Here is a 16,560-nt window from a genome sequence, read left to right as displayed (position 1 = left end):
GAGATGTCTATAGTTGTCGGCCTAACTGGAGGAATTGCAAGTGGAAAGTCTACTGTTTCCTCCATCTTAATTGAAAAAGGTATTACAGTCATTGATGCAGATGTAGAAGCGCGTTTAGCTGTCGAAAAAGGAGAAGAAGCTTATAATGAAATTATTTCCCATTTCGGTGAACAAGTCCTGCTTGAAGATGGATCGATTGACAGAGGAAAATTAGGGTCGATCATTTTTCATGATGAGCAGCAGCGTAAGAGGCTTAACAGTATCGTTCATCCCGCAGTTAGAAAAAGAATGGTATGGAAGAAGGAACAAGCAATAGCTAATGGTGAGAACCTTGTCATTCTCGATATTCCATTATTATTCGAAAGCAAGCTGACCTATATGGTTGATAAAACCATTTTAGTATTTGTGGATGAGGATGTTCAATTGGATCGGTTAATGAAGCGTAATCAGTTTACTAAAGCAGATGCAATGGCACGAATTAATTCGCAAATGCCGCTTAAGGAAAAGGTTCAGCTTGCAGATGCAGTCATTAATAATAACGGAACCATAATGGAAACGGAGCAGCAGCTTATTGAGATATTGAAAAAATGGAATGCTATATAGGAGCCTTAGGGCTCTTTTTCTTTGCAATTCAGTAAATATCAATTTGTCGATAAATCAGAATTTTAAAACATTTATTTTCCACATTTTAATCATTACAAATGTCTACTAATATGTTATACTAATAACATCTGATTAGGATATTAAGTATAACACTTATGCGGAAGGGGCCGTAAAATGAAAGCGAAAATTGCAATTAACGGTTTTGGAAGAATTGGACGAATGGTATTTAGAAAAGCCATTCTTGATGATAAACTTGATGTGGTTGCCGTAAATGCAAGCTATCCAGCTGAAACATTGGCACACTTAATTAAATATGACACAAATCATGGCCGATTTGAAGGAGAAGTAATTCCAGAAGATGGAGCACTAATTGTCAACGGCAAGCGTGTACAATTATTAAGCAATCGTAATCCGCAGGAGCTTCCTTGGAAAGAATTAAATATAGATATTGTCATTGAAGCAACTGGTAAATTTAACTCTCGCGATAAAGCAGCTCTTCATTTAGAAGCGGGTGCTAAGAAAGTTATTTTAACAGCTCCAGGAAAAAATGAAGACGTCACGATTGTTATGGGTGTGAATGAAAGCGCATTAAACATTGCAGAGCATGATATTATTTCAAATGCTTCTTGTACAACTAATTGCTTAGCGCCTGTTGCAAAAGTACTTGACGAGCAATTTGGCATTGAAAATGGATTAATGACTACAGTTCATGCTTATACAAACGATCAGAATAATATTGACAATCCACATAAGGATTTACGCCGTGCACGTGCTTGTGCACAATCTATTATTCCAACATCAACAGGTGCAGCTAAAGCGTTAACATTAGTACTTCCACATTTAAAAGGCAAGCTTCATGGAATGGCTTTACGTGTACCAACGCCAAACGTTTCTCTTGTTGACCTTGTAGTGGATCTTAAATCTGATGTAACTGTTGACCAAGTCAATGCAGCATTTGAACAAGCTTCCGAGGGTGCTCTTAAAGGTATCTTGGATATTACAGATGAGCCATTAGTTTCTATCGACTTTAACACTAATCCGCACTCTGCTATCATTGATGGGTTATCTACAATGGTCATTGGAACGAATAAAGTGAAGGTTTTAGCATGGTATGACAATGAATGGGGCTACTCTTGCCGAGTAGTAGATCTAACAAAATATGTTGCACAGGAGCTTCGTAAATCTTCTGCAGTAAATGTAGGGTAAAGGAAAGCGCGCTTTGCAGCTTTATTTAGGCCTGCCAAATTGGCAGGCCTATATTTTTTAAAATCATATCTATCTCTTGTAAAATCGAATGTCATTCCCCCTTTTGGGCGTATTTTTATCAGGACTTAGTTGACCCTTTAACAAATTTCTAGAATTCGTATTGCAAAAAGAAAATAAACAAAGTATACTAGTCCTCGTGAACTTCTATTATTTTGTTTATAGTAGCTACTTAAAGGGTTAGGACCTCTTTGGACTAACTTTCCCCCGTGGTAGTTATCTGGAAATGTAGAATGTCATTATCATTGTTAAAGGGGGAAATTTGAATATGGAAACGATGGGTCGTCACGTAATCTCAGAACTTTGGGGATGCGATTTTGAAAAGTTAAATGATATGGATTTTATTGAGCGTACTTTTGTGGATGCAGCATTAAAATCAGGTGCTGAAATTCGAGAGGTGGCATTTCATAAGTTTGCACCACAGGGTGTGAGCGGAGTTGTTATCATCTCTGAATCGCATTTAACTATTCACAGCTTTCCTGAGCATGGTTATGCCAGCATTGATGTATATACGTGTGGAGATCTTGACCCTAGCATTGCTGCAAACTATATTGCAGAGGCGTTAGGTGCAGAAACGTGTGAGAATATCGAAATTCCGCGCGGGATGGGTCCAGTTCAAGTTAAACAAGCGCAAGCTAATGCTTTATAAAAACTAAAAGGCATGAAAATCCAGAGGTGTATTTATTACACCTCTTTTTATTTGCACATTTTTGCACTCATTACTATTGGGGTTTTATCTAAAAAATAGTACAATAATAGTACCTGAGCATTTTGAATGAAAAGAATCCGGAGCTGATTGAATGAAATGTCCTTCATGTCAAAATAACAATACACGTGTACTTGATTCTCGTCCTGTTGATGACTACCGTTCTATTCGGCGAAGACGGGAATGCGAAGCCTGCGGATATCGCTTCACTACCTTTGAGAAGGTTGAGGAAATTCCGCTTATTGTCGTCAAAAAAGAAGGAACAAGGGAAGAATTTAGCCGTGATAAAATATTACGGGGTCTTATTAAAGCTTGTGAAAAACGGCCTGTTGCCTTGAAAGAGCTAGAAGAAATTACTTCAAGTGTTGAGAAGGAACTCCGCAGTAATGGTGTCTCTGAAATTCCAAGTGAAGCTGTTGGTGAAATGGTCATGGACAGGCTGGCTAAAATCGATGATGTCGCCTACGTTAGATTTGCCTCAGTTTATCGTCAGTTTAAAGATATCAATGTCTTTATTGATGAATTGAAAGAATTGATCAAGAAAGAAAAGGAATAAGAGGGGCACGTTTTGAGCTAAAGGAATCTTTAGCTCTTTTTAAGTGAGGCCTTCGTTACCGCTTTGAGCGGAAAGCGGATGCCTGCAGCGAAATCAGCCTTGTGAACTTATTAATGAAAGGATGATGACAATGGTCCAGCATTGGCAGGAAATGCTGCCGATTGATAGATATGCAGTTGCCTCAAGCGGGCTCTTGCATGAATACGACCGGAAAGTGCTGACCTTTTTGTATCAGCCTTTAATAGGCACTACCTGTTTCAGTTTATACATGACTTTATGGTCTGAACTAGAGGAAAATCGTTTATGGTCAAGCTCGAATACACATCATAGCCTAATGAATTTTATGGATCTAGGATTGAATGACATCTACAGGGCACGGATTAAACTAGAAGGCATAGGGCTGCTAAAGGTTTATGAAAAAAAAGATGAAGACTCCCGATCCTTTATTTATGAATTAATTCCTCCGCTTACACCAGAACAATTTTTCTTAGATGGGATGCTTAATATATTTTTGTACAAAAAAATTGGAAAAAATCAATTTTCTAGACTAAAACGTTTTTTTTCAGAAGATAAGGTGAATTCTAAGGAAAATTATCAAGAAGTAACGAAGTCATTTCAAGATGTTTATATGACAAGCCATATGAACTATATTACTTATGATTTAGAAGCCGAACAATCGCTGACTGCCTCTGAGGGGCAGGAGTTCATTGCCAGGAACGAGCAGGACCCTATTCAAATAAACCATGATACATTTAACTTTACACTATTAGAAGCTGGCTTGAATGAGTCGCTTATTTCAAAAGCGGCCTTCACTAAAAAAGTTAAAGGTGCCATCAGTAATCTTGCTTTTTTATACGGCATTGATCCGATTCAAATGAAGAATATCGTAATGAGCGCGATTACAGAAGAAAATGAGATCAATATTGAAAATTTACGAAAATCTGCACGTGATTGGTACCAATTTCAGCATCAGGATCAGCTCCCATCCCTTGTTGACCGAGTACAGCCTATTGCCGAGCGAACGCAATTAAAGGATCCGGAAACGAAGGAAGGAAAATTGCTGCGAGCATTAGAAGTTTCATCTCCGAGGCAGGTATTAAAAGATCTCTCAGGAGGGGCCGAGCCTTCCAAAGCTGATTTAAAAATTATTGAAGACGTTATGTTTAATCAAAAACTATTACCAGGTGTAGTAAACGTCTTAATTCAATTTGTATTGCTCAAGTCAGATATGAAGTTTACAAAAGGATATGTAGAAAAGATTGCAAGTCATTGGGCTAGAAAACAAATAAAAACGGCAAAAGAAGCAATGGAACTGGCCAAAAATGAACATAGACAATATATAGAATGGGGAGACGGAAGTAAAAAGAGAGCATCCAGCTCGTCCGCGAAAAAGAAACCAATCCGAACAGAGATGCTTCCAGACTGGTTCGAGGAAACAGGAGCACCAGATCTGGCCTCCGTTAATAAAGACCATGACGAGGATATTCAATTGAAGAAAAGAGAGCTGCAGGAAACTTTAAAGAAATTACGTTCAGGCAAGGGGGCTGAATAATGGAGAGAATTAATGATACATTAAAACGTTTGGCCGGCAAAGAGGATTTTCAGAAAAGATATGAGAAACAGCGGAGAGAAACGTTGAATCATCCAGATGTAAAGGCCTTCCTGAAAAGCCATGAAGACGAATTAACAGGTAATATTATTGAAAAAAGCATGGCAAAGCTTTATGAATATTCTAATCAGAGTAAGGAATGCAATAGATGTCCTAGCTTAGATGGATGTGTGAATTTCATGAAGGGCTATCATCCAAAGCTTGTTATAGGAAGAGGCAGCATTGAATTACATTACGACAAATGTCCTCGAAAGGTTATGGACGATGAGAAACGCAAAAATGAAAAATTAATTCAAAGCTTGTACGTTCCAAGAGATATCCTTGAGGCTTCCTTTGATTCGATTTACGAGGATGATGAAAGAATTGATGCAGTACAGAAGGCAGCTTCATTTATTATGAATTATAAACCTGACTCTAGACAGAAGGGTTTGTATTTTTATGGGAAATTCGGAGTTGGAAAGTCATACTTACTTGGAGTTATTGCTAATGAATTGGCTAAGAAAGAAGTATCATCAATGATTGTGTATGTTCCCGAACTTTTAAGGGAACTGAAAAGCTCCATTGCTGATTCTACTCTTAATGAAAAGATTGAGACGATCAAAAAAGTGCCTGTCCTTATGTTTGATGATATTGGTGCAGAAACGATGTCTAGCTGGACGAGAGATGAGGTCATGGGACCGATTCTGCAATTTCGAATGCTCGAAAGCCTGCCTACTTTCTTTACTTCTAATTTTGACTTTCAGGGATTGGAACATCATTTATCCTACAGTCAGAGAGGAGAAGAAGAGAAAATGAAAGCGCGGCGCATCATGGAGAGGATTAGATATTTAGCGGAACCAGTTGTCGTGGAAGGAAGGAACCGCAGAGTTTAGAGTCATTTCAATTAATTTATTTTTTAGCAGAGCTGTCCTGTTTTCTTCAGGATGGCTCTATTTTTTTACGAGGACAAAATATCCTAAACATACATATGAATTCTTGTCGGTACTTCTATTTTGTCCAAATTCCCCATATACATTTAAAACAGAATACTATATAAAGGGGGGATTTGGTTGATCGAAATCACTTTCCAGAAGACTGAAGATGCTAAAGCTCTTTTTAGATATTTACAATATTATTTGGCTTCTTCCGCACTTTCCAATAAAAATATTCTTCAAATTGAAGATCACCATATAGTTCGAATCCATATCGAGCCACAAATGAAAAAGGATCTAGAAATAATAAAAGAAGTTTTCTATAAGTTTATTATTACGAGTAAACAAGATGATTGGTTCCGTAGAATTATGGCTGAACATTATTATTATCAGGATGAAGAGGAACAGCAGCAAATCCTTGGGATTATTCATTCCATCTTAGAGGGAAATAGAGAGGATCTTTCTTCTTTTCTAGATGATCTCGATATGGAGGGAAATATTAAACATTCGATCAATGAAATTTTCCATGAGGATATCACCTTTTCATTCGATTCATTTGTAAAGTTTAGGATGCGGCCTTTAATGGACCAAATGGCTAAATATGTAGAGATTTCAATAGATGAATACAAAATGGAGCAAGAGTACCAAATGTTTATTCAAACATTAAGGGAATTCTTAATAGGGAGAGAAGCGAAGCTAGACCATATTCATTTACTAATTGATGATGGTATTCATTTTTTTAATGAAAATTATTTTGAAATGAAACGTGGGGATTTAGTGCGTATGATTGACAGAAAGCTTCTAATTAATCACCCTGTTTATGTGGATTCAGTTACAATTGCCCCATTGCTCTCCATTGCACCAGCAATTATTTATCTTTATACCGAGGATAAGGAACAGGCGCTCGTTAGAACGATACAAAATATTTTTGAAGAAAGACTCCTGATTAGCTCAACTAGTGATTTTTATAAAAACAAAGGTATGCTGACGTATACCGCTGATGAAAAAATATAAAGATGCCCTTGATTTTCCTGAAATAACAATCTATAATACGTACATAATATGAAATGCAATAAGTATAAGTTATGATAAGGACATGGGTATTCTATTACGGTTTCAAGAGAGGGAAGGCAAGGCTGGAACCTTCCTAACACGAATTGAATGCTTACCACCTTTGAACTTCAGCTCGGAAATGAGCTGACGGTCACAAGCCGTTAAATTGCTACAAGTCATTTTACTTATCCTGTGAAATGAGAAGTAGGGTGGAACCACGTGTTAATAACAACTCGTCCCTTTTTAGGGGCGGGTTTTTTTATTTTTATCCAAATAGGAGGATTTACTATGTCAGATTTAATTAAAGTATCGTTTCCAGATGGGGCTGTAAAGGAGTTTCCTATAGGGACGACAACAGAAGATATCGCTGCTTCTATTAGTCCTGGACTTAAGAAGAAGGCAATAGCAGGTAAATTTAATGGCGAAATGTACGACCTGCGCCGTCCAATTGAGGAAGATGGAGCTGTCGAAATCGTTACTCAGGACAGTGCAGAGGCATTAGAGGTTCTTCGCCACAGTTCTGCCCACTTAATGGCACAGGCGATTAAGCGCTTATTTAAAAATGTTAAGCTTGGTGTAGGTCCGGTTATCGAAGGCGGGTTTTACTACGATATCGATATGGAGCAATCCTTGACTCCGGAGGATCTGCCGCTTATCGAAAAAGAAATGAAAAAGATCATCAATGAAAACATTGAAATCGTTCGCAAGGAAGTCAGCCGAGATGAAGCTGTCCAATTATTCAAGGAAATCGATGATGAATACAAACTAGAACTGATTGAAGCAATCCCTGCAGATGAAACAGTGACTCTTTATGAGCAAGGAGAGTTTGTTGACCTTTGCCGTGGTGTTCACGTGCCATCTACTGGCAAGCTGAAGGAAATTAAACTTCTAAGCATTGCTGGTGCATACTGGCGTGGAAACAGCGACAATAAAATGCTGCAGCGCATCTACGGTACAGCTTTCTTTAAAAAGGAAGATTTAGCTGAGCATTTGCGCTTGCTAGAAGAAGCGAAAGAGCGTGACCACCGTAAGATCGGGAAAGAATTAAATCTTTTCACTAACTCACAAAAAGTAGGACAAGGCTTGCCGCTATGGCTTCCAAAAGGAGCAACTATTCGCCGCATCGTGGAGCGCTATATTGTTGATAAGGAAGTTCGTTTAGGTTATGACCATGTTTATACACCAGTGATGGGAAGCGTTGAGCTGTACAAAACGTCTGGCCATTGGGATCATTACCAAGAGGATATGTTCCCTGTCATGGAAATGGATAATGAGCAGCTTGTTCTTCGTCCGATGAACTGCCCTCACCACATGATGATATATAAAAATGGCATTCACAGCTATCGTGAGCTTCCTATCCGCATCGCTGAGCTTGGAACGATGCATCGCTACGAAATGTCTGGAGCATTATCAGGCCTTCAGCGTGTACGTGGAATGACTCTGAATGACGCTCATATCTTTGTCCGTCCTGACCAAATTAAAGAAGAATTTAAGCGTGTTGTCCAACTGGTGCTTGATGTGTATAAAGACTTCGGGATCAATGATTATTCATTCCGTCTGTCTTATCGCGACCCGCAAGACACAGAAAAGTATTTTGATGATGACCAAATGTGGGAAAAAGCACAAGCGATGCTGAAAGAAGCAATGGATGAGATTGGACTTGATTATTTTGAAGCTGATGGGGAAGCAGCTTTCTATGGCCCAAAATTAGATGTACAAGTGAAAACTGCTTTAGGCAAGGAAGAGACTTTATCAACAGTTCAGTTAGACTTCTTATTGCCTGAGCGCTTTGATTTATCTTATATCGGGGAAGATGGAAAACAGCATCGTCCAGTCGTTATTCACCGCGGCGTTGTTTCAACAATGGAGCGCTTTGTTGCCTTCTTAATTGAAGAGTATAAAGGGGCATTCCCAACATGGCTTGCACCTGTTCAAGTTCAAGTCATCCCTGTTTCGCCAGATGTTCATTATGATTATGCAAAAGAAGTCCTTGAACAATTAAAAGCTGAGGGGTTCCGTGTAGAGCTTGATGATCGAAATGAGAAAATTGGCTACAAAATCCGTGAAGCCCAAATGCAAAAAACTCCATATATGCTAGTAGTCGGCGATAATGAAGTAGCTGAAAAGGCAGTCAATGTCCGAAAATATGGAGAGCAAAAATCTGAAACAGTTCCTTTTGCAGATTTTATTGCGGGATTGAAGGAAGAAGTTAAACGATAAGAGGGAAATATCAGCGACTTTCTGGATATATCGGCGATTTTCCGGATATATCGGCGACATTCCGGATATATCGGCGACATTCCGAATATATCTGCGATTCCCGGGATGTTCTGCTAAAATATTGGAAATTCAAAAAATGTATTGCATGTTTCCGATACATTTGTTACAATTTTCTTCGTTGCAACTGAAATGATCGTTTGACATGAAAACATCTTTTGTGATATAGTTGCTAAGGTAATTGAATACAATTTGAGGAAAAGAAGAAGCACCCGCTTCTCACCTGATTGACGCAAAGAGCAGTTGGCAGGTTTTACGTAAACATGGTTGTTTAAATTTTGTACGTAAAGTGTGGGTGTTGTCATCCACACTTTTTTTATTGGATTTAAACAGATCTGCTTCTCTTTGGAACAGATATGTTATGTATTCTTGCGAATGTAGCTTTCGTCCGGTGCAATAGGCATCTAATGCCTTCTTGACCCAAATGTTGTGTTCGCATATTAACCTTGGAGGTGTCTAACTATTAGCAAAGATATGTTGTTAAACGAGGGCATTCGCGCCCGTGAAGTTCGTCTTATTGACCAAAACGGCGAGCAATTAGGAATCAAGTCAAAAAACGAAGCACTTGAAATTGCTGCACGAGTTAATCTTGATGTTGTTCTTGTTGCACCGAATGCAAAACCTCCTGTAGCCCGTATCATGGACTATGGAAAGTTCAAGTTCGAGCAGCAGAAGAAAGATAAAGAAGCTCGTAAAAATCAAAAGATTATCAGTGTTAAAGAAGTTCGTCTTAGTCCGACTATTGATGAGCATGATTTTAATACAAAGCTTCGCAATGCAATTAAATTCCTTGAAAAAGGCGATAAAGTTAAAGCATCGATTCGATTTAAAGGACGTGCCATTACCCATAAGGAAATTGGTCATCGTGTATTAGTTCGCTTTGCTGAGGCATGCACAGAAGTAGCTACTGTAGAATCACATCCAAAAATGGATGGCCGCAGTATGTTCATGATGCTAGCACCTAAAAACGAAAAGTAAGAGGAGGACTTCCAAATGCCAAAAATGAAAACTCACCGCGGCGCTGCTAAGCGTTTCAAAAGAACAGGATCTGGAAAACTTAAGCGTAACCACGCTTACACAAGCCACTTGTTCGCTAATAAATCTCAAAAACAAAAGCGTAAGCTTCGCAAAGGAACTCTTGTTTCTTCAGGCGATTACAAACGCATCCGTTTCTTATTAGTAAATCTTAAGTAATATCCGATATTAGGAGGGAAATCATATGCCACGTGTAAAAGGCGGTACAGTTACTCGCAAACGTCGTAAAAAAGTTCTTAAATTAGCTAAAGGTTATTTCGGTTCAAAACATACATTATATAAAGTTGCTAACCAACAAGTAATGAAATCTTTAATGTATGCTTACCGTGATCGTCGCAACAAAAAGCGCGATTTCCGCAAACTATGGGTTACTCGTATTAACGCAGCAGCTCGCATGAACGGTCTTTCTTACAGCCGTTTAATGCACGGTTTAAAGCTTGCTGGCATCGAAGTAAACCGCAAAATGCTTGCTGAATTAGCAATCGCTGACGAAAAAGCATTCACAGAATTAGCATCTGTTGCTAAGCAAAACCTTAGCAAGTAATTATAGCAGCCATTCTCAATTGCGAGAATGGCTTTTCTTTGTCTAGCTCCAGCACCTACCCCCTCGAGGTCACAAGCCAATCCTCCCAGAAAGGTATAGAACACCTTTCTGGGAGGCTCGTCTTGTGCTTGTCGGGGGTGACCAAGGTGCTTACGCTTTTCTTTTTTGGAGGTAGGAATAATGCTAAAGATATTTATAACCTTGTTTATCATGATTAATCTAGTTGGCTTTTACTTGATGATGATTGATAAGAAGAAAGCTAAAAATCATCAATACCGAATTAGAGAAAGTACATTATGGCTTGTTGCCTTATTTTTTGGTGCTATCGGCATGACGCTAGGGATGAAAACCTTTCGTCACAAAACAAAGCATTTCCAGTTTAAATACGGCTTGCCGGTGCTATCTCTCCTTGAAATAGGACTCCTCCTATATGCATTTAATCTTTTGTCATAACTGCCAGATTCCCTCAATAAGCTGTAAAAGAAGACAGCAAGGAATTCAGCATAAAGAGGGTGAGTGAAGTTGAATGATCAATTATCATTGCTATTTGTGATGATTGAAACAGCCGGGATTTTAGCCCCCATTGCCTTTATATTATTTCATATTTTAAGACAATTTTTCTTTATTCCTGTTCCCCTAGTCTGTTTAACTGGAGGAATCTTATTTGGCAGTTTTTTTGGCAGTTTATTCTCGTTAATCGGTCTAATGTTAAGCAGTATTCTTTTCTATTTACTTATTAACCGGATGCCGAAAACACATGCAAAACTATCAAACTTAAAAAAACGTTGGTTTGGGGAGTATCGGAATTTGAGTGTTGGTCAAGTGGCTGTGCTAAGACTTATCCCCTTTATTCATTATCATTTATTGAATTTTTGCTTAATTGAACGGAACAAAAGCTTTCAGGATTACATTAAGAATTCATGGTTAACAAATCTGCCTTTAGCTATTTTTTATACAGTGTTTGGGGAATTTATTAGCAGGTTTACTCCATCGATGATTCTCATAATCTTACTTTCACTAGGAGTCCTTGTTTTCTTATTGAGGGAAAAGGTAACGGTGATTAAGTGGCGAGAATTCTTTAAAGCAGTATAAAGAAAAACGTTCGGAGATTACCGAACGTTTTTAACTGTGATCATTGAATGGTGTTTCAGGTGCTCTACTCTTTTCCATAAACTCTTTGATCGGACTTTTCCAGTCGATCTTTGCATTTGGGTAATTTTCATATACTTTTCTCTCGATAAATTGTAAATCTTCCCGCACCATCCCTTGTAGTGAGGCGAGATTTCTGGGCCAGATAAAGATAGAGATAACCTCAAATGCATTTTCAGTTGTCCCTAAATATTTTTCCCCTTCAAATAAAACCCCTTTATAAGTAATCAAAAAGTTTTTGCGAACATTGTCTTGATCATCTAAGAAATAATACCGCTTTTGCTCATGGGCCAGTTCGAGCTTCCGTTTTGGATTTAATAAATATTTAAACACGCTATATATAAGAAAAATAATAAGAGCAAATAGCAGGAAGCGTATTAGCCACATCATAACAAGCCCCTCCAATTGTATTTTCCTTTCATTACGAATAACTACATGAAAAAGTTTCAACTTTTTGTGATTTTGTTATAATTTTTTTATAACTATTTTTTAAAAGACATAATTAGGATGGTGTAAAATGAATTATCAAAAATTATTTGCAATGCAAGAAGGACTAGATAAGCATATTGAAACAAAACATCAACTGCACAATGAAAATTTAGTTGATCGTAAAGTGCTGGCGCTCCTCGTAGAATTAGGAGAACTTGCGAATGAAACTAGGTGCTTCAAATTTTGGAGTTTAAAGCCCTCATCTCCTCATGAAACTGTTTTAGAAGAGTTTGTGGATGGTGTTCATTTTATTCTTTCTCTGGGAATAGAGTGCGGGTTTGAAGGGGAAAGTGAGTATTTGGGACAGCATGAAACAAAAGTGTCTGTCAATGATCAGTTTTTGCATGTGTTTGAACTCGTAAGTATATTCAAAAACAGCAAGGCATTAGAGGATTATAAGGAAATGTTTCACGCATACATACAATTAGGGGAGCTATTAGGCTTCAATGCTGAGGAGATAGAGAAAGCCTATATTGATAAAAATGAAGTTAATTATGAAAGGCAGCGTCAAGGATATTAAATTGGTATTTCTTTTTATTACTAGGGAATTTTAGTATAATATAGCCGAATACATATTAAGGGAGTCGAAATAATGACGAAATTAGATGCAACGTTAACAATGCTAAAGGATTTAACTGATGCAAAAGGAATTCCTGGCAATGAGCGTGAACCTCGTGAAGTCATGAAGAAATATATAAGTGAATATGCCGATGAGGTGACAACTGATGGACTTGGCAGTTTAATCGCCAAAAAGGTTGGGAAAGAGGGCGGCCCGAAAATTATGGTTGCTGGCCATCTGGACGAAGTAGGCTTTATGGTTACAAATATTGATGATAAAGGATTTCTTCGTTTTCAGACAGTTGGCGGCTGGTGGTCACAGGTAATGCTTGCCCAGCGTGTAACAATCGTGACAAACAAAGGGGATATAACTGGGGTAATTGGTTCAAAGCCTCCGCATATTCTTTCTCCAGAAGCAAGAAAAAAACCAGTCGACATTAAAGATATGTTTATTGATATCGGTGCTTCTAGCAGGGAAGAAGCGAAGGAGTGGGGCGTGAAACCTGGTGATATGGTTGTTCCATACTTTGAATTTACAGTGATGAATAATGAAAAGATGCTGCTCGCAAAAGCATGGGATAACCGCATTGGCTGTGCGATTGCCATTGATGTTCTTAAGTCACTTAAAGATGCTGAACATCCAAACATTGTTTATGGTGTAGGTACGGTTCAAGAAGAGGTTGGACTTCGTGGCGCCCGTACATCTGCTCAGAAAATTGAGCCGGACATTGCTTTCGGAGTGGATGTAGGGATTGCCGGAGACACTCCTGGAATTACCGAAAAGGAAGCACTAAGCAAAATGGGAAAAGGACCGCAAATCATTCTGTATGATGCATCCATGGTTTCCCATAAAGGCTTGCGTGATCTAGTGACAGATACCGCTGATGAACTGAATATCCCATATCAGTTTGACGCAGTCCCAGGCGGCGGAACGGACTCAGGTGCCATTCATTTAACACATAATGGAGTTCCTGCACTTTCCATCACAATCGCAACACGATATATCCATTCACATGCAGCCATGCTTCATCGTGATGACTATGAAAATGCTGTAAACCTAATTTCAGAGGTCATTAAGCGACTTGATAGAGAAACAGTTGAAAAGATTACGTTTCAATAATAGCAAAGAAAAAAGATGAGCCAATTTGGTCATCTTTTTTCGTTTCCACTATTCATTTCAATCCATTTTCCAATGTTTGAAGCATCTCCTGTTTGTCTTGCTCAGAGGAATTCTTCCAAATCACTTCGAATAATACTCCTAATCCAGGGAGCATTTTTTCCTCTCCATTTTGAATAGCATCTACAATCGTATCCTTTAATTCGTCTTGTGAATTGCCTGTAACATTGTGTATAATTGCGTTTCTTAAGTTTAAATTCATTGACAGCACTCCTTCCGTATAATCGAATCGTTATTATGATTTCATTTTTTGGATTTATTATGTATTTTAATTGGGCTATAATAAGAAAATTGAAGCAAAATATAAAGGAGTGAGGAGTGTGAAGTATATTCACTCTGCTAATAACCCTCAAGTGAAGCAATGGAAAAAGCTTTTAACGAAAAAAGAAAGAGACAAAACAGGAACCTTTTTAGTCGAAGGCTTTCATCTTGTTGAAGAAGCAATATTAAGCGGTCGTATTGAAGAAATTGTGGTCAGTGAAAATACAGGATTGCCGCCTTCTTGGGATTATGGCGATATCCCAGTAACGTTGGTGACGAGTGACATTATTCAGAGTTTATCTGATACGGAAACACCTCAAGGGGTCATCGCCATTTGCCGTCAGCCAGAGTTTAACACCGATCAATTTAATGGAAATAAATATTTGCTCATTGATGCGGTTCAAGACCCTGGTAATTTAGGGACGATGATTCGAACAGCTGATGCTGCTGGTGTGGATGCTATAATTATTGGGGATGGAAGTGTAGATATTTACAATCCGAAGGTACTCCGTTCCGCTCAAGGCAGTCATTTTCACCTTCCGATTATGAGAGGAAAACTGAATGACTGGATTAGTAAACTAAAGAAGGAAAGCATCCCTGTGTACGGCACGGCATTGGAAGATGCCAAAGAGTATACAGACATTGAGACTACGGGGAAATTTGCATTAATCGTGGGCAATGAAGGAAGCGGAGTAAGAAAATCGATTTTATCTGAAACAACCGACAATCTTTATATCCCCATTTATGGAAAAAGCGAATCGCTAAATGTTGCGATAGCAACAGGGATTCTTCTTTATTATTTGAGAAACTAGTGATGAAGGACAAATCGAGTATATATTTGGAGTAAACTGTCCGTCATCGAGGCTATGAAGGACAACTCGAATGAATATCTAGAACAAAATATCCAAGCCCAACCAATTAACCGCCTATTTTTGCAAAAAAATTTGAAACTATACGCGGAATATACTATAATTACAGGAAAATTATATTGTTATAAAACAATGATGGAGACAAGTAGCTTGCAGGTAACTTTTCAGGGAGAGAATGCCTAGACTGAGAGCATTTTCAGAGGGAAAGCAAGAGAAATTTCACCTCCTGAGTTGGCATCGGGACCACTAAAAAGCTAGGCTTGCTAAGCCGTTTTCCGCTTTTCGGTGTAAAGATGTTCCGGCTTATTGCCGTTATCCGAATGAAGCGAATACATAAAGCTGTCCACAACCTGCTTTTTGTATTAAAAAGGGTGGTACCGCGAATCCAAAACCTCGTCCCTTTATGGGATAGAGGTTTTTTATTTTGGAAAAAAACAGAATTAAAGGAGGATTTTTTAGATGCAAGAGCGTTTAAAAGAACTGCAAACCGAAGCGTTGGACAAAATCAGTCAAGCGTCTGATTTAAAAGAACTAAATGATATTCGAGTTTCCTATTTAGGAAAAAAAGGGCCAATTACAGAAGTATTAAAAGGCATGGGGAAATTATCTGCCGAAGAACGCCCAATCATGGGAGCACTAGCGAATGAAGTGCGCGATGCGATTGCTGTTGAAATTGAGACAAAACAATCTCATTTAGAAGAGGCGGCTGTCCAAGAAAAACTAGCCGGAGAAAAAATTGATGTTACTCTGCCTGGCCGTCCTGTGAAAACAGGAAATCATCACCCGCTTACAAGCATTGTTGAGGAAATTGAAGATTTATTTATTGGGATGGGTTATACAATTGCTGAAGGACCTGAAGTGGAAAGTGATTATTACAATTTCGAAGCTCTGAACCTGCCAAAGGATCACCCAGCTCGCGATATGCAGGATTCCTTCTATATTACAGATGAAATCCTTCTTCGTACCCAGACATCTCCTGTACAGGCGAGAACAATGGAAAAGCATAAAGGGAAAGGTCCTGTAAAAATTATTTGCCCTGGAAAAGTGTTCCGACGCGATAATGACGATGCTACACATTCCCATCAGTTTATGCAAATTGAAGGCCTAGTTGTGGATGAAAACATTCGCATGAGTGATTTAAAGGGAACATTAGAATTATTTGCGAAGAAATTATTCGGAGAAGACAGAGAAATCCGCTTACGTCCAAGCTTCTTCCCATTCACTGAGCCTTCAGTAGAGGTGGATGTATCCTGCTTTAAATGTGGCGGAAAGGGCTGTAACATCTGCAAAAAAACCGGCTGGATTGAAATATTAGGAGCTGGAATGGTTCATCCAAATGTACTTGAAATGTCAGGCTTTGATTCAAAGAAATACACAGGGTTTGCATTCGGTATGGGTGTAGAGCGAATTGCAATGCTGAAATATGGCATTGATGATATTCGTCATTTCTATACAAATGATGTGCGTTTCTTAAAACAATTCTCTATTAATGAATAGATA

The 16,560-nt window shown here is 38.5% G+C and carries 19 protein-coding genes and 2 other annotated features; of the genes, 17 read left to right on the top strand and 2 right to left on the bottom strand.

Annotation, left to right across the window (positions count from 1 at the left end):
• Positions 1–3 precede the first annotated feature (3 nt).
• The 13 genes from coaE (at position 4) to RRV45_RS16725 (ending at position 11,649) form a co-directional block, all read left to right on the top strand.
• Positions 4–603, top strand: a complete 600-nt coding sequence (gene coaE / locus RRV45_RS16785; protein WP_315665828.1) for a dephospho-CoA kinase — start codon at positions 4–6, stop codon at positions 601–603.
• 174 nt (positions 604–777) lie between these two features.
• Complete coding sequence (locus RRV45_RS16780; protein WP_315665827.1) at positions 778–1,809, top strand: glyceraldehyde-3-phosphate dehydrogenase; 1,032 nt, start codon at positions 778–780, stop codon at positions 1,807–1,809.
• Positions 1,810–2,134: 325 nt separating this feature from the next.
• The gene (gene speD, locus RRV45_RS16775; RefSeq protein ID WP_066292566.1) at positions 2,135–2,515 is read left to right on the top strand and encodes an adenosylmethionine decarboxylase; all 381 of its coding nucleotides are present in this window, start codon (positions 2,135–2,137) and stop codon (positions 2,513–2,515) included.
• 151 nt (positions 2,516–2,666) lie between these two features.
• The gene (gene nrdR / locus RRV45_RS16770; RefSeq protein WP_315665826.1) at positions 2,667–3,128 is read left to right on the top strand and encodes a transcriptional regulator NrdR; all 462 of its coding nucleotides are present in this window, start codon (positions 2,667–2,669) and stop codon (positions 3,126–3,128) included.
• A gap of 130 nt (positions 3,129–3,258) precedes the next feature.
• Entirely contained in the window at positions 3,259–4,680 is a 1,422-nt protein-coding gene (locus RRV45_RS16765) for a replication initiation and membrane attachment family protein (RefSeq protein WP_315665825.1), read from the top strand.
• The gene (dnaI, locus tag RRV45_RS16760) at positions 4,680–5,609 is read left to right on the top strand and encodes a primosomal protein DnaI (RefSeq protein WP_315665824.1); all 930 of its coding nucleotides are present in this window, start codon (positions 4,680–4,682) and stop codon (positions 5,607–5,609) included. The genes RRV45_RS16765 and dnaI overlap by 1 nt, the downstream gene beginning before the upstream one ends.
• Before the next feature lie 177 nt (positions 5,610–5,786).
• Complete coding sequence (gene ytxC, locus RRV45_RS16755) at positions 5,787–6,662, top strand: putative sporulation protein YtxC (RefSeq protein ID WP_315665823.1); 876 nt, start codon at positions 5,787–5,789, stop codon at positions 6,660–6,662.
• A 327-nt stretch (positions 6,663–6,989) separates the two neighbouring features.
• Complete coding sequence (thrS, locus tag RRV45_RS16750) at positions 6,990–8,921, top strand: threonine--tRNA ligase (protein ID WP_315665822.1); 1,932 nt, start codon at positions 6,990–6,992, stop codon at positions 8,919–8,921.
• A gap of 251 nt (positions 8,922–9,172) precedes the next feature.
• Positions 9,173–9,301, top strand: a sequence feature (ribosomal protein L20 leader region).
• A gap of 151 nt (positions 9,302–9,452) precedes the next feature.
• Positions 9,453–9,956: a translation initiation factor IF-3 gene (infC, locus tag RRV45_RS16745; protein WP_315665821.1), complete on the top strand. Its 504-nt coding sequence runs from the start codon at positions 9,453–9,455 to the stop codon at positions 9,954–9,956.
• 15 nt (positions 9,957–9,971) lie between these two features.
• Entirely contained in the window at positions 9,972–10,172 is a 201-nt protein-coding gene (gene rpmI / locus RRV45_RS16740; protein WP_315665820.1) for a 50S ribosomal protein L35, read from the top strand.
• 25 nt (positions 10,173–10,197) lie between these two features.
• Complete coding sequence (gene rplT, locus RRV45_RS16735) at positions 10,198–10,557, top strand: 50S ribosomal protein L20 (RefSeq protein WP_315665819.1); 360 nt, start codon at positions 10,198–10,200, stop codon at positions 10,555–10,557.
• Positions 10,558–10,737: 180 nt separating this feature from the next.
• A complete protein-coding gene (locus RRV45_RS16730) occupies positions 10,738–11,010 on the top strand; it encodes a DUF1294 domain-containing protein (RefSeq protein ID WP_315665818.1) in 273 nt (90 codons plus the stop codon).
• 69 nt (positions 11,011–11,079) lie between these two features.
• On the top strand, positions 11,080–11,649 hold the full coding sequence (locus tag RRV45_RS16725; protein WP_315665817.1) for a TVP38/TMEM64 family protein: 570 nt from the start codon (positions 11,080–11,082) through the stop codon (positions 11,647–11,649).
• A 30-nt stretch (positions 11,650–11,679) separates the two neighbouring features.
• On the opposite strand, the gene RRV45_RS16720 is transcribed toward RRV45_RS16725, so the two are convergent.
• Positions 11,680–12,096 (bottom strand): sigma-w pathway protein ysdB, encoded by a 417-nt coding sequence (locus RRV45_RS16720; protein WP_315665816.1) that lies wholly within the window; start codon positions 12,094–12,096, stop codon positions 11,680–11,682.
• 127 nt (positions 12,097–12,223) lie between these two features.
• On the opposite strand from RRV45_RS16720, the gene RRV45_RS16715 reads away from it, so the two are divergent.
• Both RRV45_RS16715 and RRV45_RS16710 read left to right on the top strand, forming a co-directional pair.
• On the top strand, positions 12,224–12,715 hold the full coding sequence (locus RRV45_RS16715; RefSeq protein ID WP_315665815.1) for a dUTP diphosphatase: 492 nt from the start codon (positions 12,224–12,226) through the stop codon (positions 12,713–12,715).
• A 72-nt stretch (positions 12,716–12,787) separates the two neighbouring features.
• Positions 12,788–13,873, top strand: a complete 1,086-nt coding sequence (locus tag RRV45_RS16710; protein ID WP_315665814.1) for a M42 family metallopeptidase — start codon at positions 12,788–12,790, stop codon at positions 13,871–13,873.
• 52 nt (positions 13,874–13,925) lie between these two features.
• Here RRV45_RS16710 and sspI read toward each other — a convergent pair whose 3' ends face one another.
• On the bottom strand, positions 13,926–14,132 hold the full coding sequence (gene sspI / locus RRV45_RS16705; RefSeq protein WP_315665813.1) for a small acid-soluble spore protein SspI: 207 nt from the start codon (positions 14,130–14,132) through the stop codon (positions 13,926–13,928).
• Positions 14,133–14,250: 118 nt separating this feature from the next.
• Here sspI and RRV45_RS16700 point away from each other — a divergent pair, with 118 nt between their 5' ends.
• Positions 14,251–15,003: a TrmH family RNA methyltransferase gene (locus RRV45_RS16700; protein ID WP_315665812.1), complete on the top strand. Its 753-nt coding sequence runs from the start codon at positions 14,251–14,253 to the stop codon at positions 15,001–15,003.
• A gap of 180 nt (positions 15,004–15,183) precedes the next feature.
• Positions 15,184–15,464, top strand: a binding site (T-box leader).
• A gap of 55 nt (positions 15,465–15,519) precedes the next feature.
• Positions 15,520–16,557, top strand: a complete 1,038-nt coding sequence (pheS, locus tag RRV45_RS16695) for a phenylalanine--tRNA ligase subunit alpha (RefSeq protein ID WP_315665811.1) — start codon at positions 15,520–15,522, stop codon at positions 16,555–16,557.
• Positions 16,558–16,560 lie beyond the last annotated feature (3 nt).

Source organism: Bacillus sp. DTU_2020_1000418_1_SI_GHA_SEK_038 (assembly GCF_032341175.1).
Lineage (GTDB): Bacteria > Bacillota > Bacilli > Bacillales > Cytobacillaceae > Cytobacillus.
This window is presented reverse-complemented; position numbering and strand designations above follow the sequence as displayed.